This is a genomic window from Sphingomonas sp. ASV193 (assembly GCF_040203355.1).
In the GTDB taxonomy this organism is placed as follows: Bacteria; Pseudomonadota; Alphaproteobacteria; order Sphingomonadales; family Sphingomonadaceae; genus Sphingomicrobium.
In genome coordinates this window covers 1-24,320 of record NZ_JBEHBW010000002.1, presented here as the reverse complement: position 1 = coordinate 24,320, position 24,320 = coordinate 1, and the positions used below count along the sequence as shown (strand labels likewise).

The window sequence follows — 24,320 nt, the reverse complement described above, 5'->3', positions numbered from 1 at the left end:
CCTAGGCAAGTCCCGGAAAGATGATGCGGAGCGCGGCGAGGCTGCGCTCCGCATTTTCGTGGATCACGAACATCCCGCCCATCGCCTCCCACGCCTCGGCGAGACGGGCGCTGTCGTCGACCAGCACGTCGCCCGGCGCGCCGTGGCGATGCTTGTCGCGGGCCATCGTCGCGATCACTGGCAGCCCAGGGAAATGCGCCGCCACCCACGCGCGCTTCTGCGGCTCGGCCCATTTGCCGATCGGAAGCCCGGTGAGGATCGTCGGGGAAAGCGGACGCACCGCCTCGACCAGTTCCCGCGCGTCGGGGAGTTCGTCGAGCTGCTCGTAGAAGCCAGGGGCGGTGGCGAGCGCTTTCCAGAAGCCGCCCTTGCCATGTCTCTCCTGATAGATCGCCGCGTCCATGCCCAGCAGCCGGCGCGCGCCGCCGTCGAAGTCGGCGAGGACCCCGTCGAGGTCGAGGAACAGGCGCCTCGTCGCCACGGGTTCAGGCTTGTCCGAGGCGGGTGACCAGCGCGGCGGCGAACTCGCTCAGCGTGTCGTCTCGCGCGCCGAGGATGGCGATGGTGTCGCCGGGCCGTGCCTCGGCGATCAGCGCCTCGCCGATCGCCGTGCGGTCGGGCAGGTGGACCGCACCGGGCACTCGCGCCGCGAGCCAGTCAGACCCGCGCGAGCGATCGACCGTCCCGCCCTGGTAGACCGGGTCGGGAAGGTAGAGCCGGTCGTCGGCGCGGAGTCCGCCGACGAAGGTCGCGGCGAGTTCCTCGCCCATCTTGGCGAGCGGGCCATAGCCGTGCGGCTGAAACATCAGCAGCAGTCGTCCCGGCCGGGCGGTGAGGGTCGCCAGCGTCGCGGCGATCTTGTCGGGGTTGTGGCCGAAATCGTCGATCACCGTCACGCCGCCCGCCGCGCCGACCGTCTCGAGCCGCCGCTTAAGCCCCGCGAAACGGCCGAGGGCCGCCGCCGCCTCGCCCAGCGGCAACCCGAGCGCGTGGATTGCGGCGAGCGCGGCGAGCGCGTTCATCGCATTGTGCCGGCCGGGCAGGGGGAGGGCGACCGCGTGGGATTCGTCGCCAGACGAAAGGGTGAAACGCAGCGAGTCGGGCTCGAGCCTGAGGTCGCGCCCGCGAAGCGCGGCGCCCGGGCTGTCGAAGCCGAAGCCGACGACGTGGGCGGCCGGAAGCGCCTCGGCGATCGCGCGCACCTCGGGATCGTCGAGATTGACCGCGGCGCGCCTCGATCGGGCGAGGAAGGCGCCGAACAGGCTGCGCAGGTCCTCGAGGCTGTGATGGTCGAGGCTGACGTTGCCGAGCACCGCGACCGTCGGGCGATAGAGCGCGATCGACCCGTCGCTCTCGTCGACCTCGCTGACGAACAGGTCGGGATCGCCGACCAGTGCCGAGGCGAAGGGGGCGTCGTCGCTGACGAAATTCTTCATCACCGCGCCGTTCATCACCGTCGGCCGCTTGCCCATCGCGTCGAGCATCCAGCCGATCATCCCGGTGACGGTCGACTTGCCCGAGGTGCCGCCGACCGCGACGCTGGTCGCCGCGGCGTTGAGCAGCCGGGCAAGCAATTGCGGGCGGGTGAGATGGGCAAGGCCGAGTTCGCGGGCGCGCACCACGTCGGTTATGCTGTCCTCGACCGCCGCTGAGGTGACCAGCGTCGCGCCCTCGGCGAGGCCGCTTCCGTCCTGCGGGAATAGCGCGATCCCGAGCGACCGGAGATAGTCGAACTTGGCCGCCAGCCGACCCGCGTCGAGCGCGCGGTCGGACCCGCTGACGCGTGCCCCCGAGGCGCGCACGATCGCCGCCAGCGGCAGCATCCCGCTGCCCCCGACGCCGCAGAAATGATAGGTTTCGGTCTCACTCATTGCCCCGCCCTATGCGGCGCGCGCGGCTTGTGCAATTCAGCCAGGCGATGAAGATTGCCGTCGTCGCGCCGAGTTGCCCGTTGAAGCCCGAAGCGGCCGAGAAGGTCGCCGCGATCGTCGCCGCGCGGGGCGACTGCACGCTGGTCGTCCACCCGCAATGTTTCCTCAGCGACGGCCATTTCGCCGGGCCCGACGAGGCGCGGCTGGCGGCGCTTCGCGAGGTGATGGCCGACGACGGCGTCGACGCGGTCTGGTTCGCTCGCGGCGGCTATGGCTCGAACCGGATCGCGGAGGCCGCCGCGCGCGACCTTCCGGGCGCGGCGCGGCGCAAGCGCTACCTCGGCTATTCGGATGCGGGATTCCTGCTCGCCGCGTTCGACCGGGCCGGGCTGTCGGTCGCGCACGGGCCGCTGGTGCAGGACGTCGTCCGCGACGGCGGCGAAGCGGCGGCGCAGCGCGCGCTCGACTGGCTGGTGCGCCGCGACTCGGCGAGCCTCGAGAGCGGACTGGTCCCGGGCGGGCGGGCGATGGCGTTCAACCTCACCGTCCTGTCGAACCTGCTCGGCACCGCGATCGAGCCCGACTTCGCGGGCGCCGACCTCTTGGTCGAGGACGTCGACGAGCATGACTACCGGATCGACCGCACGCTTTTCCACGTCACCGGCAGCCCCGCGATCCGCCGCGCGACGCGGTTGCGGATGGGGCGTTTCAGCCAGATTCCCGCCAATGATCCGCCGTTCGGGCGCGACGTAGAGGCGATCGTCCGCGACTGGTGCGCGCGGTCGGGCATCATATTCGGCGGCTCGGCCGATATCGGCCACGATTCGGCCAATAAAGTCGTGCCGTTCGGCGGTTGATTTCGTTAACCCAATAATCCTTCCGTCTTCACTTGCGCGGCACCGGGTTTTTCGCTCTACCACGTCCACGAAAACAACAGGAGGGCCACATGGCAAAAGCTTCAAGCGGTACTGGTCGTAAAGCAGGTGGCGGGCTCGCCCGCCCGGTAACCCCCTCGCCCGAGCTGGCGGCCGTGGTCGGCTCCTCGCCGCTCCCGCGCAGCGAAGTCGTGTCGAAGGTGTGGGACCATATCCGCAAGAACAAGCTGCAAAACCCGGAGAATAAGCGGGAAATTCTTGCCGACGACAAGCTCAAGAAGGTGTTCGGCACCGACAAGTGCACGATGTTCGAGATGAACAAGCACCTCTCGAAGCACCTCAGCTAAGAGACCATCCTCAAGGATGATGATGGGGCTCCGGCGAAAGCCGGGGCCCTTTTCGTATCGGGGCGACTCGGGGGCGGTGATCGCGCGGTCTTCAGCGGCGGAAGGCGCTCGCCAGCGGCTCGGAGGTGACCGGGTAGCCGCGGTCGGCGGGAATGACGACATGGTCCTTGCCGTCGCGCGGCTCGATCCACGGGACGATCGTGTCCACCGGGAAGGCGCGCGCGTCGGCGACCGCCTCGTCGAGGCCGTCGAAGCACGCGAGCCGCTCGAGGTTGCGCTTGGTCGGGAAGATCGCGCGCGCCGATCCGGCGGCGATGCGGTCGAGCATCGCGCGCGCCGAAACCCATTCGGCGGCGACGCATTCGCCGGGCTGGGGACGCGGGGCGGGCGGCCCGGACGGGGAGGCGGCAAGGTAGAACATCGTGTCGAACTTGCGCGGCTGGGCGAACGACGGCTTCCACCGCGCGAACGGGGTGAGCGCGGTGATCGCCGCGCGGAGCCGGTCGACATCGACCTGGTCGGCGAGCGAGGTCCCCCGGTGGAGCGCCGATTGCAGCGAACGGGCGTCCGCGTCGGCGAGGCCGAGACCGGGCGCGATCCCGCTTTCCTCGATCGTTTCGCGAAGCGCGGCGACCCTCGCGCCCTCGCCCGGAAGCCCGAGCCGGTCGGCAATCGCCATGTCCTCCGGATCGACCCGCCCGCCCGGGAACACCCACATGCCCGCGGCGAAGGCCATTTTCGCGGCCCGTTCGACCATCAGCAGGCGCGGGACCGGGTCGGCGGTCATCACGACCAGCGTCGCGGCGGGGATGGCGTCGTCGTCGCTCACCGGCCCGCCTTGACCGGGGCCGGCGCAAAAGAAAAGGGCCGGCGGCCCGAAGGCTGCCGGCCCTTTGACCCTCCTTCCGCCAGGCGGCGGAAGGACGAGCGACTTACATCGCGTTGACTTCCTTCTTGGCCTGCGCGGCGCTGGCACCATTGTCCATCTTGGCATCGACCGCGTCGGCCTTGTTCGCGCCGGTATTCTCGAGCTGGTCGGCCTGGTTCTTGAGCGCGTCGGCCTCGGCGCTGTTCGCCGTATTGTCGGCGGCGGCCTCGAGGTTGTCGGCGGCGTTCTCGTAGTTGTTCTGAACCTGGTCGGCGGCATCATGCTTGTTGCCGCAGGCGGCAAGGCCGAGCGCGGTGGCGCCGATCAAGGCGATGGTCAGCTTGTTCATCGATATCGTCCCTCTGTTGGAATTCGAGCGGCGGCGATCCCGTCGCCTACGCGATGGCACCCAACGCGCGCTGTTTCGTTACGGTTCCGGTCGTGTGCGACGAGCCGTTTCCTTGAGCTTTGCGGATCGCACGCCTACATTGGCCGTGCCGGGCAACCGGCTACGTCGGTAGACGATTTGGTGGAATAGGCATTTCGGACCCGGGGGGCAGTACCCCGGCGCCTCCACCACCAGCCGCGGCCAAACGCTGCTGCTGATGGGGGCGAAACAGGATCGACGAGTGCAATAAAGGCCAGGTTGCCGATCGGATTGGCCCCCCGCAACGGGCCATTCACACAAGTGCCAACGATAACGAGGCTCTTGCGATTGCTGCGTAACTGACGGCCTAACGGTCTAGGTTACAAAGACAAAAGCGCGGTCGGACCCCACCGGGCAACAGAAGGGGATACCAGCGGCCGCCAGGGGAGCCGGGCAACAGAATCCCCTGGACTGTTTTCAGTACGCGCTGGCGCGTGGCTGCCGGAAATCTCCTATCCCGGCGAACTGAAAAGACGGTTGCGCCGACCCCCGCGCTGGCGCACCTTTCCCCTCGTCAATTTGGGGGAAATCGATGACCATTCGCAATCTTTGCCTTGCGGTAACGCTGCTCGCCACCTCGTCGCTCGCGCTCGCCGCGCCAATGAAGAAGGAGGAGATGCTCGTCCCTCCGCCGGGCGCGCGACACTATACGATCAGCTCGACCGCGGCGAAGAGCGGCGACATCTGGAGCTGGACGCTGCCCGACGGGCGTATCGCCTATCGCGAATCGATCAACCTCAGGGGCTGGATCACCGAGGAACAGTCGATCGTCACCCCCGGACCCGACGGCCGTCCGGCGAAGGTCGAGGTGCGCGGCTATACCGACCAGGGCGAGGCCACCGAGGATTATTCGGTCGACGGCGCGGGGCTCGCGCGCTGGAAGACGACGGTCGACGAAGGCTCAGCCCCCGCGGCGGCCAGGCTTTACGCCAGCTATGGCGGGCCGTGGCTGGCGATGGAGAACGACATCGCCGCGCTGGTCAAGGCGGGGCCCGCGGGCGTCGACCTGCTTCCGGCTGGGCATGCCAGCCTGTCGCTCGGCAAGACCACGGTGATCGAGGGGCCCGGCGGGCCGAAGACGGTGCGGCTGGCCTATGTGAACGGCTATGGCTTCGCACCCAACGCGGTGTGGCTCGACGAGAACAACCGCTATTTCGGCTCGGCCGGCGTCATTTCGCTAATGCCCGCGGGCTATGAGGCTGCGGGGCCGGTGCTCAAGAAGATTCAGGAAGCGACCTCGGCCGAGATGGTCAAGGCGACCGCCCACGCCTTCCTCAGCCCCGCCAACCGCACCCCGACGCTGGTCGACCATGTGCTGATGTTCGATTCGGTCGCGGGCAAATATGTCCCGGACCGCGCGGTGCTAATCGCCGACGGCAAGATCGCGCGGGTCGCGCCGGGCGGGACGATCAGGGCGACGAAGTCGACCACGGTGATCGACGGGAAGGGGCGGACGCTGCTGCCCGGCTTGTGGGATTCGCACCAGCACGTCGGCAACGACGGCTACGGCCTGCTCCAGAACGTCGCCACCGGCATGACCAATTTCCGCAGCCCCGGTTCGAGCATCGATGACGCGCACGAGGTCGACCGCCAGCGCGCGGCGGGCGACATCGTCGCGCCTGAGGGCAAGTATAGCGTGATCATCGACCGCAAGGGCCCGCTCGCGGCGCAGGTCGCGATTACCGTCAGCAGCGCCGACGAGGCGATCGCGGCGGTGCGCAGGATCAAGGCGGCGGGGCTGTGGGGCGCGAAATTCTACACCTCGATGAACCCCGAGTGGATCGCCCCCGCCGCGGCCGAGGCGCACCGGCTTGGGCTCCACGTCCACGGCCACGTCCCCGCCGGGATGCGTCCGCTCGACGCGGTGCGCGCGGGCTATGACGAGGTCACCCACATCAACTTCATCATGATGCAGGCGATGCCGCAGGAGGTGGTCGACAAGGCCAATACCGCCGCGCGACTCGAAGGCCCGGCGCGCTACGCCAAGGACGTCGACCTCGATTCGCCGGCGATGAAGGCGTTCTACGCCGAGCTGGCGAAGCGCGGCACGATCGTCGACCCGACGCTGAGCGTGTTCGAGCCGATGATGACCTCGGACGGCTCGGCGATCTCGGCCGATTACGCCGCCTATGCGAAGGTCGCCCCGCCGAGCGTCGTGCGCGGCTGGCGGTCGAGCGGCTACCCGCTGTTCGGCGGGCTGACCCGCGACGATTTCCGCAAGAGTTTCGCCAAGATGGTCGGGCTGGTCGGGCGGCTCCACCAGGCGGGGGTGCGGATCGTCGCCGGGACCGACGGCTACGGGCTCGAACTGGTGCGCGAGCTCGAACTCTACCGGCAGGCGGGGCTGACCAATGCGCAGGCGCTCCAGACCGCGACGATCGTCCCCGCGCGGATGGTCGGGATGGACGACCGTTTCGGCTCGATCGCGCCGGGCAAGACCGCCAACGTGATCCTGGTCGAGGGCGACGTGTCGAAGGACCTCGGCAACCTCAGGCACGTGCGCACCGTGTTCGAGGACGGCTACCGCCTCGACGCCGACGCGCTGCGCAAGGCGAGCGGGCTGACCGGGATGCCGGAATGAGAAAGCCGGGAGCGGTCACGGAGTGAAGCCATCAACGAGGTGCGGCGTGCCGGGGGCATGCCGCACCTCGTTGATCGTCGGTCTTGTCTGCTTCGCGGCAGGCCGTCCGGTGTCGCCGTCTCTCGACATATGTCGGGCGCCGCGCGTTCCGCGCGGCGGCGGCTTTACGCTCGGCGGCTCCGGAGTTCGTCCCTGATCTCGGTCAGCAGCTCGGTTTCGGTCGGTCCCTTCGGCGCTTCGGGCGCCCTGGGCATCGCCCGGCTCGCCGCCTTGACCATCAGGAAGATGATCCAGGCAAGGATCAGGAAGCTCACCACTTGGGTCACGAACTCGCCCCAGCCGAGCACCGGCGCGCCCGCCTTCTTGAGCGCGGCGTAATCGGTCATCGATCCGTGATAACCGGCCGGGACCGGGCCGAGCATGGTGAAGTGGCTCGAAAAGTCGAGCCCGCCGAAGATCGCGCCGACCACTGGCATGATGACGTCCTCGGTCAGGCTGGTGACGATCTTGCCGAACGCCGCGCCGATGATCACCGCGACCGCGAGGTCGAGCACATTTCCCTTGGCGATGAATGCCTTGAATTCCGAAAGCATCGCGTTGCCTCCTCTTGCCCTGATCGTCGACGAGGATGCGCCGAACGCAATGTGATTGAAAGCGGCAATCGCGGCCCCTAGATTCATCACATCATTCCAGGGGGACCATTGCCATGCGCAAGTTTCGTTCGCTCATCCTCGTGCCGCTCGCCGCGCTCAGCCTGTCGGCGTGCGGGATCAACGCGATCCCGACCGCCGAGGAAAACGTCAACGCCAAATGGGCCAACGTCCAGAGCGAGTACCAGCGCCGCAGCGACCTCATCCCCAACCTCGTCGCGACGGTGAAGGGCTATGCCCAGCAGGAAAAGTCGGTGCTGGTCGAAGTGACCGAGGCCCGCGCCGCGGCGAACAGCGTCAAGCTCAGCGCCGCCGACCTGAGCGACCCGGCCAAGGTCCAGCAATATAACGACGCGCAGAACCGGCTGACGCAGGCGATCGTCCCGTTCCAGCGGCTGCAGGAAGCCTACCCCGACCTCAAGTCGAACCAGAACTTCCTCGCGCTGCAGAGCCAGATCGAGGGGACCGAAAACTCGATCCTCGTCGCGCGCAAGGATTACAACGAGGCGGTGCAGTCCTATAACACCCGCATCCGCACCTTCCCCGACGCGATCGGCGCCAAGATTTTCTACGGCGCCAAGCCCAAGGTACCGTTCACGGCCGCGGCGGGCGCCGACGTCGCGCCCAAGGTCGACTTCAATACCGCCGGATAGGGTGCGGCATTTCCTCGCCGTAATGTGGCTGGCGCTGTTCGCGCTCGTCACGCCCGCGATCGCCCAGTCGCCGCCGCTGACCTTTCCCAAGCTCACCGGCCGGGTGGTCGACGATGCGCACCTGCTCCGTCCCGAGCAGCAGGTCGACATCAACTCGAAGCTCGAAAACCTCGAGGCGCGGAGCGGGCGGAAGCTAGTGGTGGTGACGCTGCCAAGTCTCCAGGGCGATACGATCGAGGATTTCGGCTATCGTCTAGGGCGGACCTGGGCGATCGGGCAGAAGGGCAAGGACGACGGGATGCTGCTGATCGTCGCCCCCAACGAGAGAAAGGTGCGGATCGAGGCGGGCTATGGCGCGCGGGTGTTCCTCACCGACGCGATCAGCGGGCTGATCGTGCAGGACGCGATCCTGCCGAAATTTCGCGCGGGCGATTTCGGCGGCGGGATCACCGCCGGGGTCGACGAGATCGTCAAGGTCGCCGCGCTCCCGCCCGACCAGGCCGCCGCCTATGCCAAGCAGGCCGAGGCAAAGCAGCAGGCGCGCCGCGACGGCGGCGGATTCGACCCGGGCGCGATCGTGTTCATCGTCATCTTCCTGTTCTTCGTCGTCATCCCCTTCCTCCGCGCGATGCGCGGCGGCGGCGGTCGTCGCCGGGGCCCGGTCATCCTCTGGGGGCCGGGCTGGGGCGGCGGCGGCTGGGGCGGGGGCGGCGGCTCGGGCTGGAGCAGCGGCGGCGGTTCGGACTGGGGCGGCGGCGGCGGCGGCTTTTCGGGAGGCGGCGGCAGTTTCGGCGGCGGGGGCGCATCGGGGGGATGGTGACGCTCGTCTTTTCCGAGGCCGACCGCGACCGGGTCAGCGCCGCGATCGCCGCGGCCGAGGCGCGGAGCGATGGCGAGATCCTTGCCATCGCGACCGAGGTCAGCGACAGCTATCACGACGTCGGGCTGCATTATGCGGTCGGGGTGATGTTTCTCGCGATGGCGGTGATCGCCGCCTGGCCCGCCTATCTCCACTGGTGGGTCGAGCGGCTGTCGGGCGGCTGGACCGAGCCGAGCGAACGCGCCCTGTTCACGATCGTCCTCGGCGTGCTGCTGGCGAAGTTCCTCGGCACGCTGTTCCTGATGAAGTGGCGGCCGCTGCGGCTCGCGCTCACGCCGGGCGCGACCAAGGAGCGGCGGGTTCGGCGGCGCGCGGTCGCGCTGTTCAAGGCGGCGGCGCAAAAGCGGACGATCGGCCGAACCGGGGTGCTGATCTACCTGTCGGCGGGCGAGCGCCGTGCCGAGATCATTGGCGACGAGGCGGTGACGAAGGTCGCCGACGGCGATTGCTGGGCCGAGGCGATGGCGGTGCTGCTTGCCGAGGTCCGCGCCGGGCGCCCGGGCGACGGGCTGGTCGGCGCGATCGAGCGGGTCGGGGGCGTGCTCGCGAGCCATTTTCCCAAGACCGCGACCGACAGCAACGAAATCCCCGACAAGCTGATCGAGCTGTGACCGCAAGGACCGCCTGGCAGGGCAAATGGCTGTCGGTGAAGACCGACGGCAAGTGGGAATATGTCAGCCGCGTCGGCGGGGTCAGCGCGGTAGTGATCCTCGCCGGGCATGACGGCAGGATCATCCTCGTCGAGCAGCATCGCGTCCCGCTCGGGCGGCCGTGCCTCGAACTGCCCGCCGGGCTGGTCGGGGACGAGGATCCCGACGCGACGGTCGAGACGACCGCGATCAAGGAGCTGGAGGAAGAGACGGGCTTTACCGGCGAGAGGGTCGAGCGGCTCGGCGACTATTACAGCTCGCCGGGCATGGTCAGCGAGGGCTTCACGCTCGTGCGAGTCCACGGCGTCCGCCCGACCGGGACCGCGCCCGAAGAGGGAATGACCGTCCGGCTGGTCGAGCGGGAGGGAATCGCGGCGTTCGTCGCCGCGGCGCGCGCGCGGGACGTGGCGATCGACGTCAAGCTGCTCGCGCTGCTCGGGGTCGCGGGGGGCTAGCGCGCGCGGTTCATCGCCACCAGCTTGTCGCGCAGGCTGAGGTTGAAGCCATGTTCGAGCGCGGCGGCGATCGGCGGGTTGGCGGCGAGAAAGGCGTTGAGCGCCGGGGCCGGGGCCGCCCAGAACCGCGAGGCACGGGTCAGCACCACCGTCGCGGTCGCGCTGCCGTCGGTCAGCACCGTCGCCTCGCCGACCAGCTGGCCCGGCCCGCAGGTCGCCACGGTCCGCCCGTCGACGCTGACCGCCGCCTCGCCGCTGGCGAGCCAATAGAGGTGGGCGGTGCTCTCGCCCTCGCGCGTGAGAACGTCGCCCGCGGTGCCGTTGAGCCATACGCCCTGGTCGAGGAAGCGGCGGAGCTGGCCCGGCGACAGTCCGGCGAGCGGCCCGTCGCGAAGCGCGGCTTCGTCGGCGCTCAGTGCCGCGCCGCGGTCGGCGACCGCCGCGCCGAGCGCCTGCGCCAGCGCGACCGTCGCGGCCAACGCGGGGAGCGCCGCGCCGAGCGCCCCAAAAGCATTCCAGCCGTAAGCGCCGCCGAGGCTCGCGGCGAGCGCGAATCCGAGCCGCGCCCGGCGCTCGCCGCGAACCAGCAGCGCGCACAGCAGGACGCCGAACGCCGCGCCGAACAGGATCGCCGAACTCCCCATCGCTACCGCTTTAGCGCGTCGCCGCGCCGCGCGCGAGGGTCGCCGCTAGTCGAGCCGCGCCGCCCTGGCCTGCGCCAGCGCCAGCTCGGCGAGCGGCTCGGTATAGGCGGCGGTCGCCTCGGCATGCGCCGAGCTCGCGCTTCCGCGCCGCAGCCGGCCGCGGATGCCGTGGGTGATCGCGGCGAGACGGAACATCACGAACACCGACAGATAATCGAGGTTGGCGATCCGCTCGCGCCCGGTCCGCCGGCAGTAGGCGGCGACATAGTCTTCCTCGGTCGGGATTCCGAGCGCGGCGAAGTCGAGCCCCTTCAGCCCGGTGAACATTCCCGCGGGCATGCGGTACATCATCAGGTGGTAGACGAAGTCCGCCGCCGGGTCGCCGATGGTCGACAATTCCCAGTCGAGCACCGCCTTCACCTCGGGCGCGTCGGCGGCGAAGATCATGTTGTCGCAGCGAAAGTCGCCGTGGACGATCCGCGCCTCGCCGCTGTCGGGCGGAAGGTGGGTGCCGAGCCAGTCGACCAGCGCGTCCATCGCCGGCACCCGCCCGCCCTCGACATCGCCCAGATATTGCTTCGACCAGCGCCGCACCTGCCGTTCGACGAAGGCGGCAGGCGCGCCATAGTCGGCGAGCCCGACCGCCGCCGGGTCGATCGCGTGAAGCCGGGCGATCGTCCGGTTCATCGCGTCGAAATGGGCGGCGCGATCGGCCGGGGCCAGGCCGGGAAAGGTCGCTTCCCACACGATCCGCCCCTCGACCATGTCCATCACGAAGAAGGGCGTGCCGATCACGCCCTCGTCGTCGCAGGTCGCGAACACGCGCGGTACCGGGAAGCCGGTCGGCCCGAGCGCGGCCATCACCCGCGCCTCGCGGTCGACCGCGTGCGCCCCGGGCAGGGTCGCGCCGGGCGGCTTGCGGCGAAGGACGTAGGAACGGGCGGGGGTATCGAGCCGGTAGGTCGGGTTCGACTGGCCGCCCTTGAACTGGCGCACCGCCAGCGGCCCCTCGAACCCCTCGACGTGTCCCGCCATCCACGCCGCCAGCGCCGCCTCGTCGAAGCGCAGCCGGTCGGCGACCTCGCGCGTCCCGCTATTGGCTTCGGTCCGGTCCATCGGCGGGTCATGCGGAAACTCAATCGGGGTGACAAGGGTTGTCGGGCGCATGGCCAAGCTCATCCACCTGTCCGACCTTCACTTCGGCGCGCACGATCCCACCATCGTCGAGGCGGTCGAGCGCAAGGTCGACGAGGAACGACCCGAACTCGTCGTCGTGTCGGGCGACTTCACCCAGCGCGCGAAGACCGAACAGTTCGAGGAGGCGTGCCGCTTCCTCGCCCGGCTGCGCGACGCGGGGCACGAGGTGCTCGGCGTGCCGGGCAATCACGACGTCCCGCTCTACGACGTCCTCCGCCGCTTCCTGTCGCCGCTCAACCGCTACAAGAGGTTCATCGACGACACGCTCTGCCCGTTCGTCGACCTGCCCGACGTCACCGTGCTGGGGATCAACACCGCGCGCTCGCTGACCTTCAAGGACGGGCATATCAGCCACGAGCAGATCGACCATATCCGCGATTGCTTCGCGACCACCGACGCGGCCAAGCCGCGCGTGCTCGTCACCCACCACCCGCTGTTCGCCCAAACGGTCGAGGGCGAGCATGAAAAGGGGATGAAGGACCAGCGCCGCGCGCTCGATGCGATCGCCGAAGCGGGGGTCGACCTGCTCCTCGCCGGGCACAACCATCGCGGCATGGTCGCACGGGCGAGCGACCTCGCCACCGGCGCGGGAAGCGCGCTGGTGGTCCAGGCAGGAACCGCGACTTCGGTCCGGTTGCGCGGCGAGCCACAGAGCTTCAACCGGATCGAGATCGACCGCGACTCGGTCGCGGTGACCGTGCTCGAATGGGCGGGCGACGCGTTCCGCCCCGCCGACACCGAGACCTTCACCCGCGAGGACGGGCAGTGGCACCTGTCGAGCGGCGCGCCGGTCGTCGCGGCGAGCGAGCAGGACGCCGCCTGAGCTTGTCGCCTCGTCCCGCTTCGGCCAAGGCGGCGGCGATGTTTTCGCGCGAAAAGGACGCCCCCACGATGACCGACGCCGTGCCGTTCAGCCTGCCGCGCTTCGACCTTGCCGACTATGTGCGGCGATCCCTCGACGAGGACCTCGGCGAAGCGGGCGACGTCACCAGCCGCGCGACGATCGGCGCCGACGTCCGCTTCACCGCGAGCATGAACTGCCGCGAGCCGATCGTCGTCGCCGGGATCGAGATCGCGATCGCCTTTTTCCAGACGCTCGACCCGGCGGTGATCGTCCGCCGCCGGGTCCGCGATGGCGAGGCCGTCGCCGCGGGCACCGAGCTGCTCGAGCTCGAGGGCGACGCTCGCGCGATGCTCGCCGCCGAGCGGAGCGCGCTCAACACGCTCCAGCACCTGTCGGGGATCGCCACCCTGACTCGGCGCTACGTCGAGGCGATCGCCGGGACCGGCGCGATCCTGCTCGACACGCGCAAGACCATCCCCGGGCTGCGCGTCCTTGAAAAATATGCCGCGCGGATGGGCGGGGCCGAGAACCACCGGATGCGGATGGACGACGGGTTGCTGATCAAGGACAATCATGTCGCGGTCGCCGGCGGGGTCGGCGCGGCGGTTCGCGCGGCCAAGGCGGCGGACAGCGGGCTCAAGGTACAGGTCGAGGTCGACCGGATCGACCAGATCGACGAGGCGCTCGCGGCCGGGGCCGACCGGCTGCTGCTCGACAACATGACCCCGGCAGAGCTGCGCGAGGCGGTCGCGCGCGTCGCCGGCCGGGTCCCGACCGAGGCGTCGGGCGGGGTCCGGCTCGATACCATCCGCGCGATCGCGACAAGCGGGGTCACTTTCGTCTCCGTCGGGCGGATCACCCAGTCGGCGCCCGCCGTCGATATCGGTTTCGATTATGAACGGAAATAAACGAGCCATTCAGAACAACGTCAGTGACTTAGGCGTCTAACGGCACCGAGAGGGCAGGACTCGCCAGCGAGCCCGGAAGACCTTCCCGTTTACGGAGTGCAGCAAGATGAAAACGCTTCTTCTCGCCACCGCCGCGCTCGGCGCGGTCGTCGCCCCGGTCGCCGCCTCGGCCCATGATCATGACGGCGATCGCTATGGCTACGCCTATCGCGACGGCGGCCGCTACTACGGCTCGGCTTATCGCCACTATGGCTACCGCAACTACGGCAACTATGGGTACCGCAGCTACGGCTACGCCTATCCGTCGTACGGCTACAGCAGCTACGGCTACGGCTACCCCGCCTACGGCTACTCGAACTATGGTTATTCGAGCTACCCGGCCTACGGCTACAACGGCTACGGCTACGACGGCTATTGCCGCAACAATGCCGGGACCGGCGCGGTCATCGGCGGGATCGCCGGCGCAGCGCTCGGCAATGCCGCGGGCAGCGGCGGCCACTACACCCGCTACGGCTATTACCGCTCGGGGGATCGCACCGCGAGCACGCTGATCGGCGCGGCGGTCGGCGCGATTGCCGGCGGCGCGATCGCCTCGTCGAGCTGCTAAGGCCCGGCGCGCGTTAGCAAAGAGGGGCGTGGCCGTTCGCGGTCGCGCCCCTTTTTTTGCGCGCAATATCCGTGCGACCGACTATATGGTCGGCAATTCGCTTTCGGGAGAGCAGTTTGTTCAAGGGTTTGAAGCCGATCGTCTATCGCGGACGCGAAGTGTGGCCGCTGGTCGAAGGCGGCAAGGGCGTGTCGGCGACCAACCACATGTCGTCGGGCGCCTGGGCGGCGGCGGGCGGGATCGGCACGGTCAGCGCGGTCAACGCCGACAGCTACGACCCCGACGGCCGCATCATCCCGCAGGTTTACAAGGCGCTGACCCGGCGTGAGCGGCACGAGGAACTGATCCAGTACGCGGTCGACGGCGCGGTGGCGCAGGTCAAGCGCGCCTACGACATGGCCGGCGGCAAGGGCGCGATCAACATCAACGTGCTGTGGGAAATGGGCGGGGCGCAGCGCGTCCTCAACGGCGTGCTCGAACGCACCCGGGGCCTCGTCAGCGGGGTCACCTGCGGCGCGGGCATGCCCTACAAGCTGAGCGAAATCGCTGCGCATTACGGCGTCTCCTACCTGCCGATCGTCAGCTCGGGCCGCGCCTTCCGCGCGCTTTGGAAGCGCGCCTATTCGAAGGTCGCCGACCTGCTTAGCGCGGTGGTCTACGAGGACCCGTGGCTGGCCGGCGGCCATAACGGCCTGTCGAACGCCGAGGACCCGCGCCAGCCGCAGGATCCTTACCCCCGGGTCAGGGAACTGCGCGCGGTGATGCGCGAGGGCGGAATCTCGGACGACGTGCCGATCGTCATGGCCGGCGGCGTGTGGCGGCTCGACGAGTGGGAAGACTGGATCGACAATCCCGAGCTCGGGCAGATCGCCTTCCAGTTCGGCACCCGCCCGCTGCTGACCCAGGAAAGCCCGATCCCGCCCGAATGGAAGGCGCGGCTGATGACGCTGGAGGAGGGCGACGTGCTGCTCCACCGCTTCTCGCCGACCGGCTTCTATTCGTCGGCGGTGCGCAACCCGTTCCTCCGCGCGCTCGAACATCGCAGCGAGCGGCAGGTGGCGGTGACCAAGGAGCCGGTCGGCGACCACCAGTTCGCGCTCGACGTCGGCGTTTCCTCGCGCAAGAATTTCTATGTCACCAAGGGCGACCTCCAGCACGCCCGCGAATGGCACGCGGCCGGCTATACCGAGGCGATGAAGTCGCCGGACGACACGCTGATCTTCGTCACGCCCGAGGATTTCAGGACGATCCGCAAGGACCAGGCCGACTGCATGGGCTGCCTGTCGCATTGCAGCTTTTCGTCCTGGGCGGACAATGAGAAGAATTCGACCGGGCGGCTCGCCGACCCGCGCAGCTTCTGTATCCAGAAGACGCTCCAGGACATCGCCCACGGCGGCGACGTCGAGCAGAACCTGATGTTCGCCGGCCATGCCGCGTTCCGGTTCAAGACCGATCCCTTTTACTCGAACGGATTCGTGCCGACCGTGAAGCAGCTGGTCGACCGGATCCTGACCGGCGCGTGATGCGGCGGGCGGGGGGAGTCGCGGGCGTTGCCCTGCTGGCGCTGGCATCGGCCGCGTCGGCCGGAGACCCGGCGGAGAAGAAGCCGCCCTACTGGGCCTCGATTGCCAGCGGCGAGGCGATGATGCGCACCGGCCCGGCGCGTAACTATCCCGGCGTGTGGCTCTACAAGCGCCGCGACCTGCCGGTGAAGGTCGTCCAGAAGCATGAAAACTGGCGCCGCATCGTCGACCCCGACGGGGTGCAGGGCTGGATGCTGGTGACCATGCTCAGCGACAAGCGTACCGCGCTCGTCCGGCCGGGCGAGCCGCGCGCGATCCGGGTCAAGCCCGACGCGTCGTCGCCGATCCAATATCGCGCCGAACCCGGCGTCGTCGGTCGCATCGATCATTGCGACGAAAGTTGGTGCCATATTGCCATCGGCAAGCGAGACGGGTGGGTCGCCCGCGCCGATCTTTACGGCATGGACCCCGGCGAAGTCGTTGATTGAAACCGAAAATCCATCCAAGTTCATTAATTTGGATTAAGTTCATTGGCATGGCCGTCGCTCTGGGTTAGAGTTGCCCCGCGGGAGTGCGACATTTCTGCAACGGGGGCCGCGATATCGCTCAGGTCCCGGAACGGTCGCAGTCCCACGATGTTGGAGCGGGAGCACTTGCTCGGATTGGTGCCTTCGTTCCTGCCATAAAGGGGAGTTATCTACATGGCTTTTCGTACACGGACAGCGCTTATGGGAAGCGCGATTACCGGGGCGCTTCTCGCGTTCTCGGCGCCGGCCCAGGCCGGCTGCCTGACCGGTCAAACCAACAATCCCGCGGACACGCTCACCTGCACGAGCACGACGACGACGGACACGTCGGCGCCGACCAATGTTCCGAACGACCGCAACTATCCTTTCCTGGGGGCCAACTACCCCGCCTATTTCGTGATCAGCGATGGCGCGCTGGTTGACGGCTACGGCCTCGCCTTCACCGAAACCGATGTCGGCGCCAATCCGATCGAAATCTACAACAACGGCACCGTCCAGGTCGACGCGGGCAACTTGGCGACGGCCGGTGGCAGCGCGGCGCTGAATTCCACGACGACCGGGACGACCAACGTCACCTACACCGGCACTGGCAACGTCTATAACCTCGGGACGGCGGGCAACGGCCTCGAGTTCGACATGACCGGCACCGGGAATCTCAGCGCGGTCGTTGGCGGCAACGTCACGTCTGCGGCTGGTGCTGGGCTGACTTCGGGCGTTGGCATTCTTGCCAATGGAACCGGGGCTGGAGGAAACCAGACGATCTCCAACACATCGGCGAGCGTCGTTCGCGCCGATTTCGCCGGCATCGTCGCTTTTCAGTCCAACGCCGCGTCGGCAGGCAACCTCTCGGCGACGAACAACGGCATGATCGGCAGCCTCACGGCCACCCCGAACACGCTCGACTTCGGTGTCGTCGCTCAGACGGCCGGCACCGGCAGCGTGACGGCGGTCAACAACGGCATGATCGGCAGCGCCACGGATCGCATTTCGAACACCGGCGTCGGCGGTGCCATCGGCAATGCCGCTTCGACGGCTGCCTTGACCGTCAACACCGGCGCCAGCAGCCAGACTTGGACCTCGGGCACTGGTGCGCTCGCCATCAACTCCGGCACAGGTACGACGACGGTCAATTCGCAGGGTGTCATCAACTCGACCGGCGCATTCGGTATCAACGCGTCGGGCACGACTGGCGCCATTAGCGTGACGACGGGCGCCGGTGCGACATCCGCGACCGGTGCTGGCGGAATCGGTATCCATGTCGTCAACGGCACGGGTGCCGCGACGATCACCACCGGGGCCGGTGCGGTCACTGGCGCTGGCTACGGCATCCAGGCGGCGACGACTGGCACCCAGGCGATTACCGCGGGTGGCGCCGTTACCGGCACCGCCACGGCGGGCATCCACTCCGACACCACGGCGGCGCGGACGATCACGGTCAACTCGGGCGGCAACGTCACGGGCGGTACCGAGGCGATCCTCCTCACCAACACGGGTGCGGCGACGGTCAACAACAGCGGCACCATCGGTGCGGCCTCGACCGGTCTCGCGGTGCTGGCGGCGACGCCGAGCGCCACGACCGTCAACAACCTGTCGGGCGGTGTGCTCAACGGTCGTCTGACGCTCGGTGCGGGCAACGACTCGCTCGTCAACGGCGGAACCTGGAACACCCAGGGCACGACCGATTTCGGCGCGGGCACCGACGTCCTGAACAACCAGGCGGCGGGCACGATCAACCTGACCGGCAACACGGTGTTCGCCAACCTCGAGACGTTCAACCAGAACGGCAAGCTCAACCTCGCCGGCTACACGCTGACCGGGTCGGGCGCGTTCAACAATGGCGGGACGATCACGACGACGGGCAATGCCGGCCTCACCGGCTTCACCTCGTTCACCAACGCGGGGACGCTGAACCTCGCGGCCGGGACGTTCACCGCGCCTGCCGCTCCGTTCAACAACTCCGGGACGGTCAACGCGGTCAGCGGGGCCTCGACGATCACCGGGCAGACGGTGTTCAACAACTCGGGCCTGATCAACCTGAAGGACGGCGCTGCCAACGACACGCTGACGATCAACAGCAACTATGTCGGTTCGGGCGCGGCCGCGGTGGCGCTCGATGCCAGCGCGACGGCGTCGGACAAGCTGATCATCAACGGCACCGCGACCGGGTCGACCAAGGTGAACGCCAACATCCTCAGCGGTGGGCTGTTCATCCCGGGCGACACGATCGTGACCACCACCGGTGGCTCGAACGCCTTCACCCTTGGGACGCTGTCGGGCAACACCAGCCCGCTGGTGAACTACGCGGTGGTCCAGTCGGGCAACAACTACATTCTCCGCGGCACTCCCACCGCGGCGGTGTTCAACCCGCTGGCGATCAACACGATGGCCAACTCGCTGTGGTACCAGAGCGCCGACGAGGTGCAGAACCAGACCGACCTTCCGGCCGCGACGGTCGGCCTGTCGGGCTGGGGCCAGGTCTATTACAGCGAAGACAAGATGGGTCATCGCGACGACACGGCGACGATCCAGGGCACGACCTACACCTATGACGACCGGGTCAAGACCCGCCGTCTGGGTATCCAGGGCGGCGTCGACTACGGCATGGGCGGTGGTCGCCTCGGCATCACCGGCGGCTGGGGCCAGGCCAAGGCCCACAACGACCTCGACAACCGTCTGCGTGCGCGTGGCTGGAACATCGGTGTCTACGGCCAGTTCGGCGGTGAAACCGGGTTCCACGGTTCGGCGCTGGTCAAGTACGACCGTTACAAGCTGCGGTTCACCGACGGCGCCTTCCTCGGTGACGGCACCCGCCTCAAGGCGCTCGGCTTCGACGGGTCGCTCGGCTATCGCTTCGGCACGCCGGGCGAGACGGTGTTCGATGCCAAGATCGGCCTCAGCCACGTTCGCACGAAGATCGACGAGCTCAACGACTTCGGCTTCACCTACAACTTCGGTCACTCGACCTCGACGCGCGGCCGCGCGGCGATCCGGGCGACCTTCGCGGGTGAACTCGGGCCGTACATCGATGCGTCGATCCACCACGAGTTCCATCGTCAGGACACGGTGTCGCTGTACGATGGCGCGACCTACTACGATCTCGACAATCGTGGTCGCGGCACCTGGGGCCGGATCGAGGGCGGTATCGCCGGTCGCGGCGGTCCTGGACCGGTGCTCGCGGTGTGGGCCGATGTCGGCGACAAGCGTGGCTTCGGTGTCCGCGCGGGCTACCGCTTCGGTGGGGCGATGACCCCGCCGCCGCCGCCGCCCCCGCCGCCGCCGCCGCCGCCGCCCCCGGCGCCGGCTACCCAGACCTGCCCGGACGGCACGGTGATCGACGCGACGGCGACCTGCCCGCCGCCGCCGCCGCCGCCGCCCCCGCCGCCGCCGCCGCCCCCCGCCGGGGAGCGTGGCTAAGGCAAAGGCCTGACACGAACGGAAACGGCCCCGGAGAAATCCGGGGCCGTTTTCCTATCTGCGGTCACGCTTGCCAGCTCGCGATCTTTGCGGTGTGATGCGCGCCAACAGGAGGGCCCCATCATGCGCATCTTGCCGTTCGTCGCCTTGTTGCTGTTCACCAGTGCCGCCTTCGCCGCCCCGCCGCGCCCGGCGGTCGAGCATATCGGGGCGGGGGTGATGGACGGAAAACCGCTCCCCTTCTCGGAAGCGGTGCGAGTCGGCGACATCCTCTACCTGTCGGGTCAGCTCGGCCGCACCAGCGACGGAAAGATGCCCGACGGTATCGAGGCGCAGACCCGCCAGACGCTCGACAACATCGGTGCGACGCTGAAGAAGGCCGGCGCGACTCACGCCGACCTGTTCCACTGCACCGCGTTCCTCGCGGACATGAAGTTGTGGCCCGCCTTCAACGCGGTCTACATCACCTATTTCAAGCCGGGGCAGATGCCCGCACGAAGCGCCGTCGGCGTGAACGGCCTGGCGTTGGGCGCGCTGATCGAACTCGAGTGCCAGGCCTACGTCGGCAGGCGCTGACGGCCAGCCGAAGCCCGACCGCCAGCGCCAGGCGTCCCGTCAGGCGGGCTTGTTCCCGGCGAAGGCGACGCGGGTGATATCGATCATCGTCTTGCCGTCGGCCGTGCTTTGCCCGGTCTTGCCGATCTCGGGCAGCGGCGAGGGGATGGTGTAGCAGACATGGTCGTCCTGCGGCGTCCCGTCGAGGTTCTCGCACACCTTGCCGCCGCTCTCGACGTAGGTGCCGCTCTCGACCAGTTTGCCCCCGGCAATGTCGTAATAATGCCCGTCGGTGCCGAAGGTCGCGGTCGTATCGCCGTTCGGTCCCTTGAAGGTCCAGCTCGTGCCCGCCAGCTGCCCACCCGCGGGCGCGGCCATGTTCACGTCGCTCGTCGCGGCGGTGTTGGCCGCCATGTTGAGGTCGCTCGTCGCGAACGCGTCCGCGGTCGACTGGTTCGCGGCCGAGTTGGTTTCCTCGACCCGGCAGCCGGTCAAGGCCATCGCGGCGGCGGCAAGGCAGACGAATTTTTGCATGGTCGATCCTCCCTGTTGATCGGGATCAACCTAAGCCATGCGTCCGCGAACGCCAATCAGGCGAGTTCGATCGCCACCGCGGTCGCCTCGCCGCCGCCGATGCACAGGCTCGCGACGCCGCGCTTCAGCCCCTTGCCCTTGAGCGCGTTGATCAGCGTGACGAGGATACGGGTCCCGCTCGCGCCGATCGGGTGGCCCAGCGCGGTCGCGCCGCCGTGGACGTTGATCTTGTCGTGCGCGATGCCGAGGTCCTTCATCGCGAACATCGCGACGCAGGCGAACGCCTCGTTGACTTCCCACAGGTCGACGTCGCCGACCGACCAGCCGGCCTTCTTCAGCACTTTCTCGATCGCGCCGACCGGGGCGATGGTGAAATCCTTGGGCTCGCGCGCGTGGGCGGCGGTGGCGACGATGGTGGCGACCGGGGTGAGTCCCTTTGCCTCGGCCTCCGACTTGAGCGCCAGCACCACCGCCGCCGCGCCGTCCGAAATCGACGAGCTGGTCGCGGCGGTGATCGTGCCGTCCTTGGCGAAGGCGGGCTTGAGGCTAGGGATCTTGTCGGGCTTGCCGCGGCCCGGGGCCTCGTCGGTGTCGACGATCGTCTCGCCGGCGCGCGACTTGACCGTCACCGGCACGATCTCGTCCTTGAAGCCGCCGGCGTCGATCGCCGCCTTCGCGCGCGCGAGGCTCTCGATCGAGAAGCCGTCCATGTCCTCGCGGGTCAGCTGGTAATCGTTGGCGGTGTCCTGCGCGAAGGTGCCCATCGCCCGGCCGGCGTCATAGGCGTCCTCGAGCCCGTCGAGGAACATGTGGTCGTAGGCCATGTCGTGGCCGATGCGCGCGCCGCTGCGGTGCTTCTTGAGCAGGTACGGGGCGTTGGTCATCGATTCCATGCCGCCCGCGACGATCAGGTCGGCGCTGCCGGCGCGGAGCGCCTCGTCGGCCATGATCACCGTCTGCATGCCCGATCCGCACACCTTGTTGACCGTGGTCGCCTGGACCGACTTGGGCAGCCCGGCCTTGATCGCCGCCTGCCGCGCCGGCGCCTGGCCCAGCCCGGCGGGAAGCACGCAGCCCATGTAGATGCGGTCGATCTGGCTGGCGTCGACGCCCGCGCGCTCGACCGCCGCCTTGACCGCGGTCGCGCCGAGGTCGGTCGCCGACACGTCGGCCAGCGCGCCCTGCATCGCCCCCATCGGCGTGCGGGCATAGGACAGGATGACGGTCGGGTCGGTAGCCATGCGGATACTCCATCGGAATCGGTTGGTTGAAGCGCACATAGGCCGACCGCCGCGCTTGTTCAAATCGCGGGCGCGGGGTAGCGGACGGGCCGACAGGAGAGTTTCAAATGAGCGAGTATCCGGGCCTCGATTTCGGCCTCGGCGAGATGGCCGACACGATCCGCGACACGACCGAACGGTTCGCGCGCGAGCGGATCCAGCCGATCGCAGCGGCAATCGACGAAAGCGACGAATTCCCGCGCGAGCTGTGGCCCGAGATGGGCGCACTCGGCCTGCACGGGATCACGGTCGAGGAAGAATGGGGCGGGCTCGGGCTCGGTTACCTCGAACATGTCGTGGCGCAGGAGGAGGTGGCGCGCGCCTCGGCCTCGGTGGGCCTGAGCTATGGCGCGCATTCGAACCTTTGCGTCAACCAGATCCGTCGCTGGGGCAACGACGAGCAAAAGGCGAAATATCTGCCGAAACTGATCAGCGGCGAGCATGTCGGCGCGCTGGCGATGAGCGAGGCGGGGGCCGGGTCGGACGTCGTGTCGATGAAGCTGAAGGCCGAGAAGTCGGGCAATGGCTACCGGCTCAACGGGACCAAGTTCTGGATCACCAACGGCGCCTATGCCGACACGCTGGTGGTCTACGCCAAGACCGGCGAGGGCAGCCGCGGGATCACCACCTTCCTGATCGAAAAGGGGATGGACGGCTTTTCGATCGGGCAGAAGATCGACAAGTGCGGGATGCGTGGGTCACCCACCAGCGAGCTGGTGTTCGACGACTGTTTCGTCCCGGCCGAGAACATCATGGGGCCCGAGAACGGCGGGGTCGGGGTGCTGATGAGCGGGCTCGATTACGAGCGGACCGTGCTCGCCGGGATCCAGCTCGGGATCATGCAGGCGTGCCTCGACGTGGTGCTGCCCTATGTGCGCGAGCGCAAGCAGTTCGGGACGCCGATCGGCCATTTCCAGCTGATGCAGGCGAAGGTCGCCGACATGTATGTCGCGCTCAATTCGGCGCGGGCCTACGTCTACGCGGTGGCGCGCAATTGCGATGCGGGCAAGACGACGAGGTTCGACGCGGCGGGAGCGATCCTGCTGGCGTCCGAATCGGCGTTCAAGGTGGCGGGCGAGGCGGTGCAGGCGCTCGGCGGGGCGGGCTACACCAAGGACTGGCCGGTCGAACGCTACATGCGCGACGCCAAGCTGCTCGACATCGGCGCGGGGACCAACGAGATCCGCCGGATGCTGATTGGGCGGGAATTGATCGGCGCCTGACCGAGCGCAGCGACGCCGACGGCGAAGCCGTCGCCGGAGCAGCGCGTAGAGTTCAGGCGCCGCGGACGGCCTGCGCGAAGCGACAGGACCGACGGCGCGGCTTTGCCGCGACGGCCCGCCTTAAGGTCACAAAGCCAGCGTCACCCCGGACCTTTTCGTGACTTTTAGCGAGGGAAAGACGCTGCGGAATCCGCGGGGAGGGCGTCGCCGGGCGGCGAGGGCGGGTGCGAATCCAATGCAGAAGAAAGAGCCGCGCGCAGTGTCTCACGGGTCGGGGGCTGTAGGACAGCGAAAAGTGCGGAACGTCCGCTAAGGGTGGAAAGCGGACATACGAAGTCGTATCGCTCGACCGTGGATTTTTCGACCATCCTCATCTTGCCTCTCAGCGCGTTAGTGTCTTTCACCGCCGTTGTCGCAGCAGCGATTATCGGATGGCCCAGGCCGCGCACCCTATGGTCGTTCTGTCTCTCTAGTTTGGTCGCCGTCGTTGTCTTTCTCCGTTTACCGCCCGCGGCCGACTCCGGCAGCTGGCTATGGATGGTGGCAATGGTCGTTTTTTGGTCCGCAGCAATTGGAACGGTCGTCGGAGAGCTTTTGGCGCGGGCGGCGATCGCATGTTTCAAGTGGATGAGTTCAAGCCAACGACCGTAGTGGTCGCTAATGAACGAACAGGCCGGGCGGCGAGTTTGGGTGGAAAGCAGACGTAAAGCAGGAATTCGATAGGATTACATCGCTCATTCGGAGACAGATGTTATCCCAAGTGAGGCATGAGCGGAGGTAGATGTGCGCTTGAAGGCAATATTAGTG

Annotated in this window: 24 protein-coding genes and 1 other RNA gene; 16 read left to right on the top strand and 9 right to left on the bottom strand. The window is 68.2% G+C overall.

Going from position 1 to position 24,320, the window contains the following annotated elements:
• Position 1 precedes the first annotated feature (1 nt).
• On the bottom strand, positions 2-481 hold the full coding sequence (locus tag ABDK56_RS03985) for a 5' nucleotidase, NT5C type (protein WP_349806850.1): 480 nt from the start codon (positions 479-481) through the stop codon (positions 2-4).
• A gap of 4 nt (positions 482-485) precedes the next feature.
• A complete protein-coding gene (locus ABDK56_RS03980; protein WP_349806849.1) occupies positions 486-1,871 on the bottom strand; it encodes a Mur ligase family protein in 1,386 nt (461 codons plus the stop codon).
• Positions 1,872-1,918: 47 nt separating this feature from the next.
• Here ABDK56_RS03980 and ABDK56_RS03975 point away from each other — a divergent pair, with 47 nt between their 5' ends.
• Together ABDK56_RS03975 and ABDK56_RS03970 are read left to right on the top strand one after the other, a co-directional pair.
• On the top strand, positions 1,919-2,728 hold the full coding sequence (locus ABDK56_RS03975) for an LD-carboxypeptidase (RefSeq protein WP_349806848.1): 810 nt from the start codon (positions 1,919-1,921) through the stop codon (positions 2,726-2,728).
• A gap of 89 nt (positions 2,729-2,817) precedes the next feature.
• A complete protein-coding gene (locus tag ABDK56_RS03970; protein WP_349806847.1) occupies positions 2,818-3,093 on the top strand; it encodes an SWIB/MDM2 domain-containing protein in 276 nt (91 codons plus the stop codon).
• Between the two features lie 91 nt (positions 3,094-3,184).
• Here the strand turns inward: ABDK56_RS03970 and ABDK56_RS03965 are convergent, their stop codons facing one another.
• Together ABDK56_RS03965 and ABDK56_RS03960 are read right to left on the bottom strand one after the other, a co-directional pair.
• Positions 3,185-3,922 carry an NUDIX hydrolase gene (locus ABDK56_RS03965; RefSeq protein WP_349806846.1) on the bottom strand — a complete coding sequence of 246 codons (738 nt, stop codon included), beginning with the start codon at positions 3,920-3,922 and terminating at the stop codon, positions 3,185-3,187.
• Between the two features lie 103 nt (positions 3,923-4,025).
• Positions 4,026-4,310 (bottom strand): hypothetical protein, encoded by a 285-nt coding sequence (locus tag ABDK56_RS03960; RefSeq protein WP_349806845.1) that lies wholly within the window; start codon positions 4,308-4,310, stop codon positions 4,026-4,028.
• A gap of 108 nt (positions 4,311-4,418) precedes the next feature.
• Here ABDK56_RS03960 and ssrA point away from each other — a divergent pair.
• Together ssrA and ABDK56_RS03950 are read left to right on the top strand one after the other, a co-directional pair.
• Positions 4,419-4,760, top strand: a transfer-messenger RNA (tmRNA) gene (gene ssrA, locus ABDK56_RS03955).
• Between the two features lie 160 nt (positions 4,761-4,920).
• A complete protein-coding gene (locus ABDK56_RS03950) occupies positions 4,921-6,969 on the top strand; it encodes an amidohydrolase family protein (protein WP_349806844.1) in 2,049 nt (682 codons plus the stop codon).
• 164 nt (positions 6,970-7,133) lie between these two features.
• Here the strand turns inward: ABDK56_RS03950 and mscL are convergent, their stop codons facing one another.
• Positions 7,134-7,562: a large conductance mechanosensitive channel protein MscL gene (gene mscL / locus ABDK56_RS03945; RefSeq protein ID WP_349806843.1), complete on the bottom strand. Its 429-nt coding sequence runs from the start codon at positions 7,560-7,562 to the stop codon at positions 7,134-7,136.
• A 113-nt stretch (positions 7,563-7,675) separates the two neighbouring features.
• Here mscL and ABDK56_RS03940 point away from each other — a divergent pair, with 113 nt between their 5' ends.
• Genes ABDK56_RS03940 through ABDK56_RS03925 form a run of 4 tightly spaced genes read left to right on the top strand, consistent with a single transcriptional unit; the run spans position 7,676 to position 10,257 of the window.
• Complete coding sequence (locus tag ABDK56_RS03940) at positions 7,676-8,272, top strand: LemA family protein (protein WP_349806842.1); 597 nt, start codon at positions 7,676-7,678, stop codon at positions 8,270-8,272.
• Positions 8,273-8,294: 22 nt separating this feature from the next.
• The gene (locus ABDK56_RS03935) at positions 8,295-9,092 is read left to right on the top strand and encodes a TPM domain-containing protein (RefSeq protein ID WP_349807269.1); all 798 of its coding nucleotides are present in this window, start codon (positions 8,295-8,297) and stop codon (positions 9,090-9,092) included.
• A complete protein-coding gene (locus ABDK56_RS03930) occupies positions 9,086-9,763 on the top strand; it encodes a TPM domain-containing protein (protein WP_349806841.1) in 678 nt (225 codons plus the stop codon). Before ABDK56_RS03935 ends, ABDK56_RS03930 begins: the two co-directional genes overlap by 7 nt.
• On the top strand, positions 9,760-10,257 hold the full coding sequence (locus tag ABDK56_RS03925) for an NUDIX hydrolase (RefSeq protein ID WP_349806840.1): 498 nt from the start codon (positions 9,760-9,762) through the stop codon (positions 10,255-10,257). The genes ABDK56_RS03930 and ABDK56_RS03925 overlap by 4 nt, the downstream gene beginning before the upstream one ends.
• Here the strand turns inward: ABDK56_RS03925 and ABDK56_RS03920 are convergent.
• Positions 10,254-10,901 (bottom strand): cyclic nucleotide-binding domain-containing protein, encoded by a 648-nt coding sequence (locus ABDK56_RS03920; RefSeq protein WP_349806839.1) that lies wholly within the window; start codon positions 10,899-10,901, stop codon positions 10,254-10,256. The two genes, ABDK56_RS03925 and ABDK56_RS03920, sit on opposite strands and share 4 nt — an antisense overlap.
• 45 nt (positions 10,902-10,946) lie before the next feature.
• On the bottom strand, positions 10,947-12,017 hold the full coding sequence (locus ABDK56_RS03915) for a phosphotransferase family protein (protein WP_349806838.1): 1,071 nt from the start codon (positions 12,015-12,017) through the stop codon (positions 10,947-10,949).
• A 49-nt stretch (positions 12,018-12,066) separates the two neighbouring features.
• On the opposite strand from ABDK56_RS03915, the gene ABDK56_RS03910 reads away from it, so the two are divergent.
• The 7 genes from ABDK56_RS03910 (at position 12,067) to ABDK56_RS03880 (ending at position 20,497) form a co-directional block, all read left to right on the top strand.
• Positions 12,067-12,921 carry a metallophosphoesterase family protein gene (locus ABDK56_RS03910; RefSeq protein ID WP_349806837.1) on the top strand — a complete coding sequence of 285 codons (855 nt, stop codon included), beginning with the start codon at positions 12,067-12,069 and terminating at the stop codon, positions 12,919-12,921.
• Between the two features lie 68 nt (positions 12,922-12,989).
• Positions 12,990-13,850, top strand: a complete 861-nt coding sequence (gene nadC / locus ABDK56_RS03905) for a carboxylating nicotinate-nucleotide diphosphorylase (RefSeq protein WP_349806836.1) — start codon at positions 12,990-12,992, stop codon at positions 13,848-13,850.
• Between the two features lie 106 nt (positions 13,851-13,956).
• A complete protein-coding gene (locus tag ABDK56_RS03900; protein WP_349806835.1) occupies positions 13,957-14,457 on the top strand; it encodes a hypothetical protein in 501 nt (166 codons plus the stop codon).
• A gap of 116 nt (positions 14,458-14,573) precedes the next feature.
• Entirely contained in the window at positions 14,574-15,980 is a 1,407-nt protein-coding gene (locus ABDK56_RS03895; protein ID WP_349806834.1) for an NAD(P)H-dependent flavin oxidoreductase, read from the top strand.
• Entirely contained in the window at positions 15,980-16,468 is a 489-nt protein-coding gene (locus tag ABDK56_RS03890) for an SH3 domain-containing protein (protein ID WP_349806833.1), read from the top strand. Before ABDK56_RS03895 ends, ABDK56_RS03890 begins: the two co-directional genes overlap by 1 nt.
• 240 nt (positions 16,469-16,708) lie before the next feature.
• Positions 16,709-19,921 carry a hypothetical protein gene (locus tag ABDK56_RS03885; protein WP_349806832.1) on the top strand — a complete coding sequence of 1,071 codons (3,213 nt, stop codon included), beginning with the start codon at positions 16,709-16,711 and terminating at the stop codon, positions 19,919-19,921.
• 123 nt (positions 19,922-20,044) lie between these two features.
• Positions 20,045-20,497, top strand: a complete 453-nt coding sequence (locus ABDK56_RS03880; RefSeq protein WP_349806831.1) for a RidA family protein — start codon at positions 20,045-20,047, stop codon at positions 20,495-20,497.
• Between the two features lie 39 nt (positions 20,498-20,536).
• Here the strand turns inward: ABDK56_RS03880 and ABDK56_RS03875 are convergent, their stop codons facing one another.
• Positions 20,537-21,010, bottom strand: a complete 474-nt coding sequence (locus tag ABDK56_RS03875; RefSeq protein WP_349806830.1) for a hypothetical protein — start codon at positions 21,008-21,010, stop codon at positions 20,537-20,539.
• 56 nt (positions 21,011-21,066) lie between these two features.
• A complete protein-coding gene (locus tag ABDK56_RS03870) occupies positions 21,067-22,251 on the bottom strand; it encodes a thiolase family protein (protein WP_349806829.1) in 1,185 nt (394 codons plus the stop codon).
• A 107-nt stretch (positions 22,252-22,358) separates the two neighbouring features.
• Between ABDK56_RS03870 and ABDK56_RS03865 the strand changes: the two genes are divergently transcribed.
• Positions 22,359-23,513 carry an isovaleryl-CoA dehydrogenase gene (locus ABDK56_RS03865; RefSeq protein WP_349806828.1) on the top strand — a complete coding sequence of 385 codons (1,155 nt, stop codon included), beginning with the start codon at positions 22,359-22,361 and terminating at the stop codon, positions 23,511-23,513.
• The last annotated feature ends 807 nt before the right edge of the window (positions 23,514-24,320 follow it).